The organism is Yersinia sp. Marseille-Q5920 (assembly GCF_946902935.1).
GTDB lineage: Bacteria > Pseudomonadota > Gammaproteobacteria > Enterobacterales > Enterobacteriaceae > Yersinia > Yersinia rochesterensis.
The window spans coordinates 78840-96975 of the sequence record NZ_CAMPQA010000015.1 but is presented as its reverse complement, the minus strand read 5'-3'; the positions used below and the strand labels follow the sequence as shown (position 1 = coordinate 96975).

Sequence of the window (18136 nt, the reverse complement as noted above, 5' to 3'; positions counted from 1 at the left end):
AGCGCCCCGGAAAAAGTTCTGGCATACTTTACGGGCAGGCATAGAGTTGATCTCGCTGAATTGGTTGCACAATCAGTAGATCATATTTTCTCTATGCCTGTCCTTTTTTCTGGGGATTCACCAGCGCATTGTGCGGGTTTTTATTAGAAAAATTCAATCGGCCGAAATTATGCGTAAACCGGGAACCGGGCGCAGATAGCCAAAACTTTCTGTTTGATACGTTCGATAGTGGCTTCATCAGTGATGTTATCTAACACATCACACATCCAGCCAGCCAGCTCGCGAGATTCTTCTTCTTTAAAACCACGGCGAGTAATAGCCGGGCTGCCGATACGCACACCTGAAGTCACAAACGGGCTTTTCGGATCGTTTGGCACGCTGTTTTTGTTCACGGTGATATTGGCACGACCCAAAGCAGCATCTGCATCTTTACCGGTGATGTCTTTATCTACCAAATCAAGCAAGAACAGGTGGTTATCTGTACCGCCAGAAACCACTTTGTAGCCGCGATCCAGGAAGACCGCCACCATGGCTTTCGCGTTCTTAGCCACTTGTTGCTGGTAAACCTTGAACTCAGGTTCCATAGCTTCTTTCAGCGCAACCGCTTTGCCCGCAATAACGTGCATCAATGGGCCGCCCTGGTTCGCTGGGAACACAGACGAGTTCAGTTTTTTGTACAAATCTTCATCGCCGCCTTTCGCCAAAATCAAACCGCCGCGTGGGCCAGCCAGTGTTTTGTGCGTGGTAGTGGTCACGACGTGTGCATGTGGGACGGGGTTAGGATAAACGCCCGCAGCCACCAAACCGGCGACGTGCGCCATATCGACAAAGAACCATGCGCCGATGCTGTCGGCGATTTCGCGCATTTTTGCCCAATCAACAATACCGGAATAGGCAGAGAAGCCGCCGATGATCATTTTTGGTTTATGAATTTCGGCCTGACGCGCCATATCTTCATAATCAATTTTGCCAGATTCATCGATACCGTAAGGAACGATATTGTACAGTTTACCGGAGAAGTTAACCGGTGAACCGTGGGTCAAATGGCCGCCGTGTGCCAGATTCATCCCCAGAACAGTGTCGCCAGGTTTCAGCAATGCTGAGTAAACCGCCACGTTCGCCTGAGAACCAGAATGTGGCTGAACGTTGGCGTAATCCGCGCCAAACAACTCTTTTGCACGATCAATCGCCAGTTGCTCAACAATATCGACATACTCACAGCCACCGTAGTAACGCTTGCCCGGATAGCCTTCAGCATATTTATTCGTCAACTGAGAACCTTGTGCTTGCATAACACGCGGGCTGGTGTAGTTCTCAGAGGCAATCAGCTCAATGTGCTCTTCCTGGCGCACCACTTCTTGCTCCATTGCACGCCATAGATCTGCATCATAATCGGCAATGTTCATTTCACGCTTTAACATCCGGCTCTCCTGACTTAGCTAACAAAATAGATCTGGTGGACTGCCCTTCTGGGCTTTAAGACACAGTGTAAACTGTTTCCCCCTCGTTAAGATAGGTCTTGACAGAGGTTTTTACGCAAACGATTGGCTCCAGACTGCGTAAGGCTTTGACCTGTTCAGACTTCATTCAATGCAACGGAATTATCCTCATATTCATTATGTGCTTTTTTCACATTCTGTGAACTGACACGGCGGAGTCATCTCAGGTAAGGGCAATGTGCATTTACAAATTACAGGGCATTCTATAAGATGCATTTAAAATACATGTATTGATTTGCACATTAATAACACCCAAGTCATTGGCATTGCAGTCAGGACGCAGGGGATAAATCTTTAAGGAGCATCACATGCTGGATAGCCAAACCATCGCCACTGTTAAATCCACTATTCCGTTATTGGCCGCCACCGGCACCAAACTAACGGCACATTTCTATGACCGTATGTTCGCGCATAATCCTGAACTCAAGCACATTTTCAATATGAGCAATCAGTTTAATGGCGATCAACGCGAAGCCCTGTTCAACGCTATTTGTACTTATGCGGCAAATCTTGAAAATCTGGCCGTTTTATTGCCCGCAGTTGAACGTATTGCCCAGAAACACACCAGCCTAAACATTCATCCCGAGCATTATTCGATAGTCGGTCATCATCTGATAAACACACTGGATGAGTTGCTCTCACCGGGCCAGGAAGTGTTAGATGCCTGGGGTAAAGCTTATGGGGTGCTGGCTGATGTGTTTATTACGCGGGAAAGTCAGATTTATCAACAAGGTGAGTCTGCAACTGGTGGCTGGCGAACCTTGCGCCGTTTCCGCATCATTAAAAAAGAGATGCAGAGCGAAGTGATTTGCAGCTTTTTATTAGCACCAGAAGACGGTGGTCGAGTGCTGGATTTCAAGCCAGGCCAATATTTGGGCATCTATATCGAAGATGAGCGGCTTGAATATCAAGAAATCCGCCAATATTCCCTGACCGCTGCCCCTAACGGAAAAACCTACCGCATTGCGGTGAAACGCGAAGAACAAGGAACGGTTTCAAACTATTTGCACCGTGAATTGAACGAAGGGGACAGTGTTCGCATCGCCCCTCCTCGTGGCGATTTTTTCCTGGATATTACGCCGGAGACACCTGTGGCGCTGATTTCTGCCGGTGTGGGTCAAACCCCAATGTTAAGTATGCTTAATACCCTGCATAAACAGCAACATTCCGCGCCGATACATTGGTTACATGCGGCTGAAAATGGACAAGTTCATGCTTTTGCCGAGGAAGTCGCCGCGATAGCAGAAAATATGCCCAATATCAGCCGCCATGTTTGGTATCGCGAACCAACGGAGCAGGATAAGCGCGGGGAGAATTATCACAGCGAAGGATTAATGGATCTCAGTTCACATCAGTGGCTCGCAGCCGATCCCAACCGACATTATTACTTCTGTGGCCCACTCGCTTTTATGCAATTCGCCGGCCGCCAATTATTGGCGCAAGGGGTAGCATCCGAGCGAATTCATTATGAATGTTTTGGCCCACATAAAGTCATTTAACCATTGAATTTTATTTAACTTCACAGGGGATGCTCTCAGTGCTCCCCTGCATATCTGTTATAAAAAAACCTTCTACTTATTGCTTTTAAATGTGGTAGAACGTGATTTAGATCTCATATATCCTAATTTAATATTGCCACGATGAGGCATTCGGATGAATGTCTAAATATTCATACAACTGAAAATTAATAGTGTGGCTAACTTTGTCCCTCACTATTCATTGCCCTGTCATTCGGGGTGAATTAAGGCTGAATTGATCTACCATGAGCAAGAAATTCATAAAAAAAGAAGGATTGGCATTGGTATCCATGGCGCGCTATCTAATTGGTGAGTGCCCTGGCAATCGGCTTAAAACTATTGATGAGTTATCCGATAATTTCGGTATCTCCGTCGGAGTAGTACAGCATGCTTTAAAAGTGCTGGAAGCGGATGGCGCTATTATTGTTGAACGCCGTGGCCGTAATGGAACCTTACTGGTTGATCTGAATATGCCGCTGTTGCTGCAACAAGCGGATCTGGGCAATATGGTGTGCGCCATGCCACTGCCTTACACCAAGCTTTATGAAGGTTTGGCCAGTGGTTTAAGAGAGCAATTTACCTTACTTCCCCTTTATTTTGCCCATATGCGTGGGGCAGAAGTGCGGATTGAATGTCTGATAGACGGCATTTATGACATGGCGGTGGTTTCGCATCTGGCAGCTAAAAGTTATCTCGACCAAGGAAAAGTCGCATTGGCGTTGAATTTGGGCAATGGCTCTTACGTGGATGGTCATCAACTTATTTGCCGCCGTGGCGAACAGCATAAAATTCGTAGAGTCGGGTTAGATCCGCGCTCACCCGACCAATGTCTGCTGACTGAAATTAAATTTGCCGGGCAACCTATAGAATTAGTCGAATTACCTTATAGCGACTGTATCGCACATATAAACCGTGGTGATATTGATGCCGCCATTTGGAATCTGGCAGATAATATTTCCCATGAAGGTTTACAGGCAATAAAGCTGCAAGGCGATGAGCGTTATATTCAAGCCTCGCAAGCCGTTATTCTTATCCGGCCCGATAATCACCCCATCAAATTACTGCTGGAAAAAGGGATTAATGAAACATTGCTGCTTAACCACCAGAGAGCTGTACAGCACGGCGAGATAGAACCTCGCTATTAATTATATCAATCTGGCAGAAAGCCAAGCTATTTTCAGGAGGCCACTCTTTGAAGATTTGTATTAATGCACGTCTTAATATTTTGTGTCAGTCAGGGGTTATTGATCACGATATCGGCCAAGGATTAGACCAGGTTATCAATCGCTTAGAGCATTTTTGGCAATTGCCAGTGCAGAGTGAGCAAGGTGTTATGGCGATCACCCATATGGCGAATGCATTAATGCGTACCCGCCATGGTGAAGAAATCCCCCCGCTGGACCCAGCAATATTAGCGGAAATTATCCAAAGGGAAGAAATTCACTATATCCGAGAGATAAATCAGGATTTGTTGGCCTATTTCTCCCTAAAACCAGCAGAAAATGAGATTGGATATTTACTCGCTAACCTTTACGGTTTATATCTTTCTAGTGACACGCCCCTGCTGCGTTAAAACATATTGGTGGGGGTGATGTGCGGAAATACAACACTAGGTTTTTTTCATTATAAATACTCAAAATAATAATAATTTAACAGTCATTATTATGCAGGACGACCAAGAGAAAAAATATTTAAAAAATTCCATTAAAACAAATTGTTATGCTCATTGGTGCGGCTATCTCATTCTGACACCAGGGAAAATTTCAGCCCCGCAGCGATGTTATCGAGGTGGAACAAACTAAAGCCAATAACTTTAGCGTTAGAAATAAAAAAAGCCCGTATCGTTTTGTGACGATCGGGCTTTCTTATTGGATAACAGACTGAAGTTAAATAGCTTCTTCGTCTTGTTCGCCGGTACGAATACGCACCACACGGGAGACATCAAAGACAAAAATTTTGCCGTCGCCAATCTTACCAGTCTGAGCCGTTTGCATAATGGCCTCTACACAGGTATCCACGATATCGTCAGCAACAACAATTTCGATTTTTACTTTTGGCAAGAAATCCACCATATATTCAGCGCCACGGTACAGCTCGGTATGCCCTTTCTGGCGGCCAAAACCTTTTACTTCTGTCACCGTCATCCCGGTAATACCGACTTCAGCCAGTGCCTCACGGACATCATCGAGTTTGAATGGCTTAATAATCGCGTCAATTTTTTTCATGGTGAATCCCTGTTTTACCAATTCTTGCGGCCAAAGCCTGATGTAATCGGATAGCGTCTATCTTTACCAAAGTTGCGGGCAGTGATACGCGGCCCGACAGCAGACTGACGCCGTTTGTATTCGTTGATATCTACCAGGCGGATGACTTTACGCACGATAGTTTCATCAAAACCGTCAGCAACCAAATCGGCCACTGACTTATCTTGCTCGACATACCCTTCGAGAATGGCGTCCAAAATATCATAAGGTGGCAGGCTATCCTCATCTTTCTGATCAGGCGCCAGCTCCGCTGACGGTGGCCGGGTAATCACCCGCTGCGGAATCACGTATGAAACGGTATTACGATATTCGGATAGTTTAAATACCAACGTTTTGGGCACATCTTTCAGCACATCAAAACCGCCCGCCATATCACCGTACAATGTGGCGTAACCGACCGCCATTTCGCTTTTGTTACCGGTAGTTAATACGATGCTGCGGCGTTTGTTTGACAAGGCCATTAGGACCACCCCACGGCAGCGCGCCTGAAGGTTCTCTTCCGTTGTATCGCGCTTGCTGCCAGCAAACATCGGTGACAATTGCCCCATAAAGGCATCGAACATCGGCTCGATAGAGAGCACATCAAATTCGACACCCAAAATTTCGGCTTCTTCTTTGGCATCAGCAATACTGATATCGGCGGTGTAACGGAACGGCATCATCAATGCCTGAACTTTATCTTTACCCAGCGCGTCCACAGCAATCGCCAGTGTTAATGCTGAGTCAATCCCGCCCGATAGGCCAAGAACCGCGCCATTGAAGCCGTTCTTCGTCACGTAATCGCGCACCGCCAAAACCAATGCCTCATAGACCTGGGCCAACGGCGGTAACTCTGCGGCAGGCGCTGTCATCGGCACCACGTCGCACTCATTGAGCTGCAATAAGGTGGTTTGCTCAGCAAATGCCGCCAAACGGTGAGTCATATTACCGGCAGCATCGAATACCTTGGAACAGCCATCAAAAATCAGTTCATCCTGACCTCCGATTTGGTTGAGATACACCAATGGCAATCCTGTGCGCTGGCAGTGAGCCGCCATCAGCGTTTTGCGGATATAGGGTTTTTCCCGATTGTACGGAGAGGCATTGATAGACAACACAATTTCTGCACCTGCGGCTTTAACCGCATCGACAGGGCCATCAAACCATAAATCTTCACAAATCAGCAGGCCAAGACGATAGCCTTTCAGCTCCACGACACAACTTTGATGACCGGCTGAAAAATAGCGTTTTTCGTCGAAGACACCGTAGTTGGGTAATTGCTGTTTGAAATAGCGCCCTTGCAATTTACCGTCAGCAAACAGTGATAGCGCATTATACAGTTCGCCCTGTTCGCGCCATGGGTGCCCGACCAACACCGCCGTCTGCTGCGTTGCCGCCTGCAAACGATTTAATTGCGCTTCGCAGCGTAGGTAGAAATCATCACGATACAGCAGATCTTCTGGCGGATAACCGGACAAAGCCAGCTCGGAGAACATGACTAAATCAGCTCCCGCCTTCTGCTGCTCATGTAAAGTCTGCAACATGCGTTCAGTGTTGCCTTCGATATCGCCGACCAGCCAATTTAACTGGGCTAATGCAATGGAAAGTGATCTGCTCATTAGGATTTAAACTCGGTTGTCAGTGTTGTCATTGATTAACAACAGTTATTCTTTGAAATCGTTGGCATCTAGCTCATGGCGCGACAACAATTTATAAAACTCGGTACGGTTACGCCCCGCCATCCTTGCAGCCTGAGTCACATTACCTTTAGTGATTTGTAGCAGTTTACGCAAATAATTCAATTCGAATTGATTTCGGGCCTCAACAAAGGTTGGTAATGCTGTGTTTTCCCCTTCCAATGCCTGTTCAACCAAGGCCTCACTGATAACAGGCGCAGAGGTTAATGCCACGCATTGCTCAATCACGTTAACCAACTGGCGCACATTACCCGGCCAGCTGGCGGTCATGAGCCGTTTCATAGCATCGGTTGAGAAGCTACGAACAAAGGGCTTATGCCGTTTCGCTGATTCACGTAATAAATGGTTAGCTAACAACGGAATATCTTCTGAGCGCTCATGCAGCGTGGGGATCTTGAGATTCACTACATTCAAACGATAGTAGAGATCTTCACGAAATTCATTTTTTGCCATTGCTTTGGGCAAATCACGGTGAGTCGCTGAAATGATCCGCACATCAATACTTAAATCACGGTTACTGCCCAATGGGCGTACTTTGCGCTCCTGCAAGACTCGCAGCAATTTCACCTGTAAAGACAGCGGCATATCGCCGATTTCATCTAAGAACAGTGTCCCGCCTTCGGCGGCCTGAAATAGCCCTTCGCGGCTACTAACTGCACCGGTAAACGCGCCTTTAGCATGGCCGAATAACTCGGATTCCAGTAACTGCTCTGGCAGTGCACCACAGTTGATGGCAATAAAAGCCTTTTTCGCCCGTGGGCTGGCAGCATGAATAGCTTGCGCCAACACTTCTTTACCTGTGCCGCTTTGCCCATTGATCAACACACTGACATCCGATTGCGCCACCATTTTGGCTTGCTCCAGCAAGCGCAACATTACTGGGCTGCGGGTGACTATCTCTTCACGCCAAGTATCATCACCGGCAGGAATAGAAAGTTCTAGCGCTGCATCAATTGCTTTATATAAAGCATCACGATCAACTGGCTTGGTCAGGAAACTGAACACTCCCTGCTGAGTGGCGGCCACGGCATCAGGAATGGAACCGTGGGCGGTCAGAATAATCACCGGCATACCCGGTTGATGCTTCTGAATTTCAGCAAATAGCGCCATGCCATCCATTTCATCCATACGCAAGTCACTGATAACCAAATCAATTTTCTCACGCATTAACAAGCGCAATGCTTCCTGCCCGCTTTCGGCGGTGGTGACATTAAAACCCTCACTGGTTAAACGCATCCCCAGCAACTTCAGTAAGCTGGGGTCGTCATCAACCAGCAGTAGATTGGCCGGTTTGCGTGGCGTCATGAGATTCCTTATTCGTCGCAGGTGGAACATCAGTTGGGGGGACTACTGGCGGTGTATAAGTATCAGCCGGTTTTTCTCCCGGTTGCGGCGCAGGTTTATTGTCTGCTGGTGACTCTGTTGGCTTATTTTCAACCGGAGCAGGCGCGATAGGTTTAGTTTCAGTCGGTTTAGCTTGAACTGGCTTGGTTTCGGCCGGTTTAACGTTCGCAGGCTTAGTTTCAACCGGTTTGACTGGCTCTACTTTTGACTGAGAATCAGCCTCGGCTGACTTAAGTGCCGCTGCGGCTGCAGCTTTGCTATCCGCATCAGTTTCAGGAATCTCATTTTGCATTTGCTTACGTGATGAAAGCTGCCGTTCAATATCGGTTAGATTTTCCAGCTTGCGGGTGGTATCTAATAAATTATATTGCAACCGAACCTGGCTTTCTCTCAGACGGTCAATTTGCGCGTCGGATTCCTCTTGCAAGCGCTGATAACGCGTGCGCTCTTCAGCCAGAGAAATGCGCAGCACCTGCTGCTCACGCCACAGTTGAATCAGTGGGCGCACAGCGCCGGGGAAGCTTTGAGTATAACTGTTTAAGCGCTCAACCACCTGACGGCGCTCAGCAATCGAAGGTTCAGAGCTGCTCACCAGAATACCCTGCTTAAAGGCGGCTGACCAGGTGACGACCGGTAAAGACGCGGCTAATGCTCGTGCTTGAGTTGAACCCAAACGCTCAGCACAATCCATCGCCCGCAGCCAATAAAGGGAGTTTTCCAGTGTCTCTTTATCATCAAGACTCCACAGCACATCGCAGGGTAGAGTTCGATAATCAATGATTTTCGTTTCCGGTATCACCATCTGAACTGCTTGGGAAAAACGGCCAACGGTCGGATTATCAGTACATCCCGTGAGTAATAGCGGGGCCAGCAATAAAGCTCGCCAAAAAATACCCGAGCCAGACTTACCCACCAGCTTATTGGCGGTCGTTGATGTCCGGCATGACAAAAAGACGGTCTTTTTCATTATGTTGCGCATAGACCATTTGTACATTATTTATTCATTCTCGGCGGTTAATGGCAATTCAACACGGAAGCAGACTGCTGCGTAATCCACTGACACCAATTGCAAGTCACCCTGCATACGTTTGATGCAGTCCTGAGCAATACTCAACCCCAGCCCGCTGCCTTTGACAGCCCCTTTTCGCTGATGGCTTCCCTGGAAAAAAGGCTCAAATATCATTGTTTCTTCAGATACCGGGATCGAGGCTCCGGTATTGGCAATATCAATTTGCACGCGGTTATTCACCTGACGGCTACGAATCCAAATGGTACCGGATTCCTCACCATAGTGCACCGCATTGGAGTAGAGATTATCTAATACCCGCATCAATAGTGTTGGATCGGCCCAACAAATGTCCGCCTTTAAGTCCGTCTCGGTGCGAATCATCTTAGCTCGTGCCGGTAAGCTATGGGCCGAAATCACATCTTCGACCATTTCTACCAGTTCAACATTTTCAAGCTCACCGGGGCCATCGGCCAGTTTACGGTTATAGTCCAATAATTGTTCAATTAATAATTGTAAATGGCGGCTACTATTATCAAGGATAGCCACCACCTCTTTCTGATCTTGAGTCAGCGGGCCGGCAACCTCATCGGCTAACAATTCAGTACCTTCGCGCATACTGGCCAGCGGTGTTTTCAACTCATGGGAGATATGGCGCAAAAACTCATGGCGCTGTGATTCAAGCCAAGCTAAACGTTCGCTGAGCCAAATAATACGCTGTGCCAGAGAGCGCAACTCGCGCGGCCCCTTAAACAGCGCGGTATTGCCCAGTGGCCGCCCTTCCCCCAGCCGATTAATCATTCGCTCGATGCCCTTAACCGGCCCGATAATCATGCGGGTGAATAACACCACCAACAGCACACTGACCAAAAACAGTAACAAGGATTGCCAACCAAAAAATTGGCCGCGTTCGGCAATATCTTTTTGTAACTGTTGCCCACGGGAGAAGATTACATCCCTCGTCGCCTGCACCATTTCGGCATTCGATCGGGAAAATTGCTCTAATAAAGTTGAAGCGTTTTGCTCTGGGCCGCTATTTTTACATTGGATATCAGAAAGTTGGGTCAGCAACCCACGCAACGTTTGGTAATAGCGGGCATCGGGCAGAATCGGGGCATGGGTATCCAGCATTTGAGCGTACTGTTTACGCTGATGCTGATAGAGCTTAGCCAGCGTTACATCATCTAACACACAGTATTGACGATAGCTGCGCTCCATTTCGAGCGCCACGCTGGTCATCGCTTCGCTGCGGCGAGCATCAGCCAACGTAGTGCGGTTAATGTCAGCCGCTTGGGTGCTCAGATGGTCAAGACTTTGATAAGCCTGATATGCCAGCACCAATAAAGGGAGCAACACCAACAGAAATGCCATGAGTACCAATTGCCGTAAAGAACGGGGGAACAAACGCCATCTTTTCAACGAAATCATCTCATTACCTATCATTCTGTTGTGATGCTAACTGACTCAGCCAGGATTACAATGCCTGTGACCCAATTTATGCGGGCATGTCCGCAACTTGTCTGTTTGGTTGGCAACTTGTCCGCTTGATTAAAGTAAAAAAAAAGCACTTAGCGTGAGCGAAGTGCTTTAAGTTAAGGCTGCTTATCCATTATCGTCATAATCATCATCAGGCCTGCTTTTATCGTCAGTTGCCGTGAAAACGGGAAGCTTTACCTTATCTTTGACCATAATAAGATGTGACAACGGGGCAATAAATTGCCCCGTCGCAGAATATGTGGATGCCCTTAAATATCGTCTCCAGTTTGATGAAGCCGAGGCAATCATCGGGAGGATGAGACGAATAGCATCCAGATATGTCCAATATTGATGAACTACTCATCACAGTAGGACATAGGCGGCACCTCACTCAACGTGTCGTCCGATGTTTGATATGTGCATTCACACAATATCGGTTTAAGTGGACGATAGGCACCAGTCTTTGGCATCATTCGGTGGCTTATGAAGTGCATATTCCGCTTGACGGCGGGACTATCATAAAGAGGTGAATGAGCAACTAATAAAGATATTGCAGGTATCGTGCCAACTTCACACAAACAAACATAACACATTGATTTTAATTAATATTTAATTTAACCATTAAATGAGAAAATCAATATCACTCACCAAATAGGGGGATAAATCTTTGTTTTGTCGCTAATCCCCGACACTCAATGACTAAAAAAAATAAACCCATACAAATCAAACAATTAAATGTCTCCCATTTGAGACACACTAACCCGCCAGTGTCGCAACTTCCCGACAAAACAAATAAAAGCATTAATAATCAACAAATTAAAAACCGCTTTCTTACTGCACCCTCTAAGCTTCAAAGCAAAAAACATTATCAACTCATTACCTAACAGCCAAAATTACTATCGCATTATAAATTATGATATTTAATCACCATAAAAAATAGGTCACGCTAATTATCTGGCTCTGGTCAATGTTAAAAATCGCCAAAAGTCAGAACACGCAAACACCGGTAACAGCTTATGCCGATAAAAGTGGCTTATCGTTTTTACCGCAGAGTTTCTCTATTACCCAGTCATTAGAGAGGTACTCACATGAGAATTATCCCTACCATATTCACTAGCGCAATGGGCTTCATAATAATTTGCTTGAATGCTAGCGCCATCAAGCCACCACTTGAGGTTATGAATGTAACTACAAAATTAATTAAACCAGCGAGTAGTTTCATGATGTCTGACAATACTGCCCCCCCCCCCACCTTTCAAGTCGAGGATATAAAAGATAGATATGCATTGGTGGAAGGGAGAGCAAAAGTTAAATTCAATATAAGCACAGATGAATATATCAATTACTTCGCTTATGTCAGAAAAAACAATACGTTATATGGAGAGGCTTCCGGATATATTAACCATTCATCAAAAGACGTTACCCTTTTAACGAATGAGGTTAATAGTGGAGATTACGAATTAGTTGTAGAGGTTTATAATAATGACAAAAAATCATCGCAACAAACATTTGATATTAGATTAGGGCAATAAGATAGAAAATTGCATTGTATAAAAGTAAAAAAGGGCATCAACCTGATGCCCTCTTCTATTAAGTCCATTTAGCCCAATTGCTTACGAGCATTACGGAACATACGCATCCATGGGCTATCTTCGCCCCATTCTTCCGGATGCCATGAATTGCTGACAGTGCGGAAAACGCGCTCCGGGTGCGGCATCATGACGGTGGCCCGCCCGCTGACACTGGTTACCGCCGTAATACCATTCGCTGAACCATTCGGGTTAGCCGGATACTGTTCAGTGACCGCGCCTTGGTTGTTCACAAAGCGTAATGCCACCAAGTTGCTTTGTTCCAATATCGCCAGATGCGCCGCATCGCGCACTTCAACCCGACCTTCACCGTGTGAAACCGCAATTGGCATGCGGGAACCGGCCATATCCTGCATAAACAGTGATGGGCTGTTTGCTACTTCAACCAGACTGAAACGCGCTTCAAAGCGATCAGACAGATTGCGAACAAATCGTGGCCAGTGCTCAGCACCCGGAATCAGCTCGCGTAGATTAGACATCATCTGGCAACCGTTACAAACGCCCAACGCCAGTGTTTCTGGGCGGTGGAAGAAAGCCTCGAACTCATCACGCACGCGGTCATTGAACAGAATGGACTTCGCCCAACCTTCGCCTGCGCCCAATACATCGCCGTAAGAGAAACCGCCACAAGCGACTAAAGTCTGGAAAGATTGCAAATCAGTGCGCCCCGCCAGCAAGTCACTCATATGCACGTCAACAGCATCAAAACCGGCACGGTGGAAAGCAGCGGCCATCTCAACGTGAGAGTTAACTCCCTGCTCACGCAGCACCGCAACTTTTGGTCGCGCCTGTTTGATAATATAAGGTGCGGCGATATCTTCAGCGGGATCAAAGGTCAGTTTCACATTCAGGCCAGGGTCGCGCTCATCCTGTTTAGCTTGATGCTCTTGATCGGCGCAATCTGGATTATCGCGCAAGCGCTGCATCTGCCAAGTGGTTTCAGCCCACCACAAGCGCAGGGTGCTACGTTTTTCGCTGTATACCAGGTCAGTACCGCGGTGGATGTCAAAAATATCTCCTTCAACAGCACCGCCCAGATAATGGACACAGTTTGTCAGGCCATGGTCTGCCAGCACTTTCTCCACTGCGGCTCGCTGCTCGGCACGCACCTGAATCACCGCTCCCAACTCCTCGTTAAACAAGGCGGCCAGCGCATCGTCACCCAAGGATTGAATATCAACTTGCACACCACAATGACCGGCAAAGGCCATTTCAGCCAATGTCACTAACAGACCGCCATCAGAGCGGTCGTGATAAGCCAACAATGCTTGATCGGCGACCAAACGCTGCATCGCGTTGAAGAAGCCCGCCAGTTGTTGCACATCACGTACATCTGCCGGTTTATCCCCTAACTGACGATAAACCTGAGTCAACGCCGTGGCCCCCAGTGCATTATGGCCCGCACCCAAATCAATCAGCAGCAGCGCATTGTCACCTTTGTCAGTACGCAACTGCGGAGTAACGGTGTGACGGACATCTTCAATACGGGCAAAAGCAGTAATCACCAATGATAGCGGCGAAGTCATTTCGCGCTGTTCATCCCCTTCCTGCCAACGGGTTTTCATCGACATAGAGTCTTTGCCCACCGGGATGGTAATTTCCAGCGCCGGGCATAACTCTTCACCCACGGCGCGCACTGCTTCATACAAACCGGCATCTTCACCGGGGTGACCGGCGGCGGACATCCAGTTGGCTGACAGTTTAATGCGCTTGAGTTCGCCAATTTGGGTCGCGGCGATATTGGTCAATGCTTCGCCAACCGCTAAGCGGGCTGAAGCGGCAAAATCCAGTAAAGCCACTGGCGCACGTTCGCCCAGTGACATCGCCTCGCCATAGTAACTGTCCAGGCTGGCGCTGGTTACTGCACAATCTGCCACCGGAATCTGCCACGGGCCGACCATCTGATCACGGGTGACCATGCCGGTCACAGTGCGGTCGCCAATGGTGATCAGGAAGGTTTTCTCTGCTACCGCCGGTAAGTGCATCACACGTTTTACCGCATCAGCAATGCTGATTTCAGCCCGTTGCAGAGCCTCACCCTGAGCCTGTAGGCGGGTGACATCGCGCAGCATTTTCGGCGTGTTACCTAGCAGCACATCCAACGGCATATCAATAGGTTGATTATCGAAATGGCGATCATTCAAAGTCAGATGTTTTTCTTCAGTCGCTTCGCCGATGACGGCATATGGCGCACGTTCACGGCGGCAAATTTCATCAAACTGTGCCATCTGCGCAGGAGCAATGGCCATGACATAGCGCTCCTGAGATTCATTACACCACACTTCCAACGGGCTCATGCCCGGTTCGTCGTTAAGAATATCACGCAGTTCAAAACGGCCACCACGGCCACCGTCACTCACCAGTTCTGGCATCGCGTTGGACAAACCACCGGCACCGACGTCATGAATAAACAGGATGGGGTTGTGGTCGCCCAACTGCCAGCAGCGGTCGATCACTTCCTGACAGCGGCGTTCCATTTCTGGGTTATCGCGCTGTACCGAAGCAAAATCCAGATCCGCATCAGATTGGCCGGAGGCCATGGAAGAAGCCGCACCGCCGCCCAAACCAATGTTCATTGCGGGGCCACCCAGCACCACCAGCTTGGCACCCACGGTGATTTCCGCTTTCTGCACATGATTAGCACGAATATTGCCAATCCCACCCGCCAGCATGATCGGCTTATGATAGCCACGTAGTTCCGTGCCGTTATGGCTATTGACGCGCTCTTCATAGGTACGGAAGTAACCCAGCAGCGCCGGGCGACCAAATTCATTGTTAAACGCCGCGCCGCCCAATGGGCCTTCGGTCATGATATCCAGCGCGGTCACAATGCGATCGGGTTTACCGAAATTCTCTTCCCATGGCTGTTCAAAACCGGGGATACGCAAGTTAGACACCGAGAAGCCCACCAAACCGGCTTTCGGTTTAGCACCGCGCCCGGTGGCTCCCTCATCACGGATTTCCCCGCCCGAGCCGGTAGCGGCACCCGGCCACGGTGAAATCGCCGTCGGGTGGTTGTGAGTTTCAACTTTCATCAGGATATGCGCCTCTTCCTGATGGTAGCCATAAACGCCATTTTCTGGCGCAGCAAAGAAGCGCCCGACTTGAGAACCTTCCATTACCGCCGCATTGTCTTTATAGGCCGACAGCACGTAATCTGGGGTGTGTTCAAAGGTGTTTTTGATCATCTTAAACAGCGATTTAGGCTGTTCAACACCATCAATTTTCCAGTCCGCATTAAAAATCTTATGGCGGCAATGCTCAGAGTTTGCCTGAGCAAACATATACAGCTCGATATCTGTCGGGTTGCGCCCAAGGCCAGTAAACGCGGCCAACAGATAATCAATTTCATCCGGAGCCAGTGCCAGGCCCAATTTAATATTGGCCTGATCCAGTGCACTACGGCCCTGCGTCAAGATATCCACCCGTTGTACCGGGGCGGGCTGATGGTGAGAGAACAGTTGCTCGGCTTGCTGTAAATCAGTGAAGACCGTTTCCATCATGCGGTCATGCAGCAATGCTGACAATTGCTGCCATTGGTTTTCACTCAGATTCGAGCCTTGTATATAGAAGGCCAGACCGCGCTCCAGGCGCAAAACCTGTGGCAGTGCACAATTATGTGCAATATCAGTCGCTTTGGAAGACCATGGAGAAATCGTCCCCGGTCTTGGCGTCACCAATAATAAACGCCCTTCTGGCGCATGTTCTGGGAGAGATGGCCCATACTTAAGCAGCCGCTGGAGTCTGGCGTGTTCGTCAGCACTCAAGGGGGCGCTAACATCGGCAAAGTGAACATATTCGGCATAGACATCATCTACCGGCAGATGAGCATCCTGGCAGCGGGACAGCAGTTTGGTAATTCGAAAAGCCGACAAAGCGGGCGAACCACGCAGTATTTCCATAATCAAAGTTTCTCTCTCTTCGAAGCGACTGGGACAGCACTTCATTGGGCGCAGCATGCATTGACGCAAAACAGGGGAAAACGCGCGCTATTATAGTGAATCTGAGCCGCCGACGAAACCGTTTGCGTAGCAATTATTCATAATTGCGTCAGAAAGTTTTGTTAGAGATATACATCGAATACCTGATCAATAAGCTCGCAATAAAGTTGCACACTGACGAATTATTACGCAAAATGCCGCTCCACTGGGGATTTAACCATGTCGAATTATGCTTCAAAATACACATATAAAGAGCGCTGCCGAGAGATAACTATTTGACGCGCATAAAATTAAATTACTTTGTCATCGGGCTAGTTGCCTTACTTCTGGCTCTCGCGTTGTGGCCCAATATTCCTTGGCGCAATGGGCAAGAAGGGCAACTGGACCGTATAAAAACCCGTGGTGAACTGCGAGTTAGCACAATAAGTTCACCACTGATCTACTCTACCGGAAAGGACGGATCTTCCGGCCTCGACTATGAGCTGGCACAACGGTTTGCTGATTATCTGGGGGTTAAGCTGGTGATGACCCCCCATCATAATATCAACGACTTATTTGATGCTTTAGATAGTGACGATGCCGACCTCATTGCTGCTGGGCTGATTTATAACCGCGAACGCCTTAATCGGGCGCGTACTGGCCCTGCCTACTATTCCGTGTCGCAACAATTAGTCTACCGTTTGGGTTCACCGCGGCCTAAATCATTTAGTGACCTGAAAGGCCAGCTGATTATTGCCTCCGGCTCAGCCCATATGACCACCTTGAAACAGCTTAAAAAGACCAAATATCCAGATCTGAACTGGGGGTCATCGGTTGATCGCTCCGGTAAAGAATTACTGGAGCAAGTCGCTGACGGTAAGCTCGACTATACCCTTGGGGATTCTGTCACTATTGCTCTGCTGCAACGTATTCACCCACAATTAGCAGTGGCTTTTGACGTCACGGATGAAGAACCGGTGACTTGGTATTTCCAGCAAAGTAATGATGACAGCCTGTATGCGGCGATGCTTGATTTCTACAGTGAGATGGTAGAAGACGGCAGTTTGGCGCGTCTGGAGGAAAAATATCTCGGCCATGTCGGCAGTTTTGATTATGTCGACACCAAAACATTCCTCTCCGCCATTGATAATGTGCTGCCCTCTTTCCAGCCCTTATTTGAAAAGCATGCCGGTGAAATTGACTGGAAATTACTGGCCGCGATCGCCTATCAAGAATCCCATTGGAATCCGCAAGCAACCTCACCCACAGGGGTGCGCGGCCTGATGATGCTCACACGGGCCACCGCCAGTGGCTTGGGCGTGAAAGACCGAGTTGATCCTGAAGAGAGTATCAAAGGCGGTTCGATTTACTTACAACGGCTGATGCGAAAAGTGCCGGAGACCATCCCAGAAGATGAGCGAATTTGGTTCGCACTGGCGTCATATAATATGGGTTATGGCCATATGCTTGATGCCCGCAAGCTGACCAAAAAACAAAATGGTAATCCAGACAGTTGGGTGGACGTAAAAATGCGCCTACCGATGTTGAGCCAGAAGAGCTACTACCCGAGCACCACCTATGGCTATGCCCGGGGTCACGAAGCCTATAACTACGTTGAAAACATCCGCCGCTATCAGGTGAGTTTGGTGGGTTATTTGCAGGAAAAAGAGAGAAAAGCCGCTCAACATGCCGCGATTGAAGCCGAACTGGGTAAAGCCTATCCGGTCGTCGGCCCCGGCTGGTCAATCAATAACTAATATACTGTTCTTACTTGAGTAAGCTCATCGGTATTAATGAGCCTCATCCTTGAGGCTCACCCTGCGGGCTAGCATAAATGCTGTTCAA

At 48.2% G+C, this 18136-nt stretch carries 12 protein-coding genes; 5 read left to right on the top strand and 7 right to left on the bottom strand.

Annotation, left to right across the window (positions count from 1 at the left end; translation table 11 throughout):
• Positions 1 to 167: 167 nt before the first annotated feature.
• Complete coding sequence (gene glyA / locus OVO64_RS18290) at positions 168 to 1421, bottom strand: serine hydroxymethyltransferase (protein WP_038635494.1); 1254 nt, start codon at positions 1419 to 1421, stop codon at positions 168 to 170.
• 386 nt (positions 1422 to 1807) lie between these two features.
• On the opposite strand from glyA, the gene hmpA reads away from it, so the two are divergent.
• The 3 genes from hmpA (at position 1808) to OVO64_RS18275 (ending at position 4589) form a co-directional block, all read left to right on the top strand.
• Entirely contained in the window at positions 1808 to 2998 is a 1191-nt protein-coding gene (gene hmpA, locus OVO64_RS18285; protein WP_038635496.1) for an NO-inducible flavohemoprotein, read from the top strand.
• A 263-nt stretch (positions 2999 to 3261) separates the two neighbouring features.
• Entirely contained in the window at positions 3262 to 4161 is a 900-nt protein-coding gene (gene yhfZ, locus OVO64_RS18280; protein ID WP_038635498.1) for a GntR family transcriptional regulator YhfZ, read from the top strand.
• 47 nt (positions 4162 to 4208) lie between these two features.
• A complete protein-coding gene (locus tag OVO64_RS18275) occupies positions 4209 to 4589 on the top strand; it encodes a PRD domain-containing protein (protein ID WP_038635500.1) in 381 nt (126 codons plus the stop codon).
• Positions 4590 to 4902: 313 nt separating this feature from the next.
• On the opposite strand, the gene glnB is transcribed toward OVO64_RS18275, so the two are convergent.
• Genes glnB through OVO64_RS18250 form a run of 5 tightly spaced genes read right to left on the bottom strand, consistent with a single transcriptional unit; the run spans position 4903 to position 10734 of the window.
• Positions 4903 to 5241 carry a nitrogen regulatory protein P-II gene (gene glnB, locus OVO64_RS18270; RefSeq protein ID WP_002231018.1) on the bottom strand — a complete coding sequence of 113 codons (339 nt, stop codon included), beginning with the start codon at positions 5239 to 5241 and terminating at the stop codon, positions 4903 to 4905.
• A 14-nt stretch (positions 5242 to 5255) separates the two neighbouring features.
• Positions 5256 to 6878, bottom strand: a complete 1623-nt coding sequence (locus OVO64_RS18265; RefSeq protein ID WP_038635504.1) for an NAD+ synthase — start codon at positions 6876 to 6878, stop codon at positions 5256 to 5258.
• A 45-nt stretch (positions 6879 to 6923) separates the two neighbouring features.
• Positions 6924 to 8261 carry a two-component system response regulator GlrR gene (glrR, locus tag OVO64_RS18260; protein ID WP_267248927.1) on the bottom strand — a complete coding sequence of 446 codons (1338 nt, stop codon included), beginning with the start codon at positions 8259 to 8261 and terminating at the stop codon, positions 6924 to 6926.
• Positions 8224 to 9267, bottom strand: a complete 1044-nt coding sequence (gene qseG, locus OVO64_RS18255; RefSeq protein ID WP_072089053.1) for a two-component system QseEF-associated lipoprotein QseG — start codon at positions 9265 to 9267, stop codon at positions 8224 to 8226. The genes glrR and qseG overlap by 38 nt, the downstream gene beginning before the upstream one ends.
• Positions 9268 to 9297: 30 nt before the next feature.
• The gene (locus tag OVO64_RS18250) at positions 9298 to 10734 is read right to left on the bottom strand and encodes a sensor histidine kinase (RefSeq protein ID WP_038635508.1); all 1437 of its coding nucleotides are present in this window, start codon (positions 10732 to 10734) and stop codon (positions 9298 to 9300) included.
• A 1136-nt stretch (positions 10735 to 11870) separates the two neighbouring features.
• On the opposite strand from OVO64_RS18250, the gene OVO64_RS18245 reads away from it, so the two are divergent.
• Positions 11871 to 12314 (top strand): hypothetical protein, encoded by a 444-nt coding sequence (locus OVO64_RS18245; RefSeq protein ID WP_038635510.1) that lies wholly within the window; start codon positions 11871 to 11873, stop codon positions 12312 to 12314.
• A gap of 68 nt (positions 12315 to 12382) precedes the next feature.
• Here OVO64_RS18245 and purL read toward each other — a convergent pair whose 3' ends face one another.
• Positions 12383 to 16273 (bottom strand): phosphoribosylformylglycinamidine synthase, encoded by a 3891-nt coding sequence (gene purL, locus OVO64_RS18240; protein WP_050291497.1) that lies wholly within the window; start codon positions 16271 to 16273, stop codon positions 12383 to 12385.
• A gap of 314 nt (positions 16274 to 16587) precedes the next feature.
• Here purL and mltF point away from each other — a divergent pair, with 314 nt between their 5' ends.
• Positions 16588 to 18048 (top strand): membrane-bound lytic murein transglycosylase MltF, encoded by a 1461-nt coding sequence (mltF, locus tag OVO64_RS18235; RefSeq protein WP_267248926.1) that lies wholly within the window; start codon positions 16588 to 16590, stop codon positions 18046 to 18048.
• The last annotated feature ends 88 nt before the right edge of the window (positions 18049 to 18136 follow it).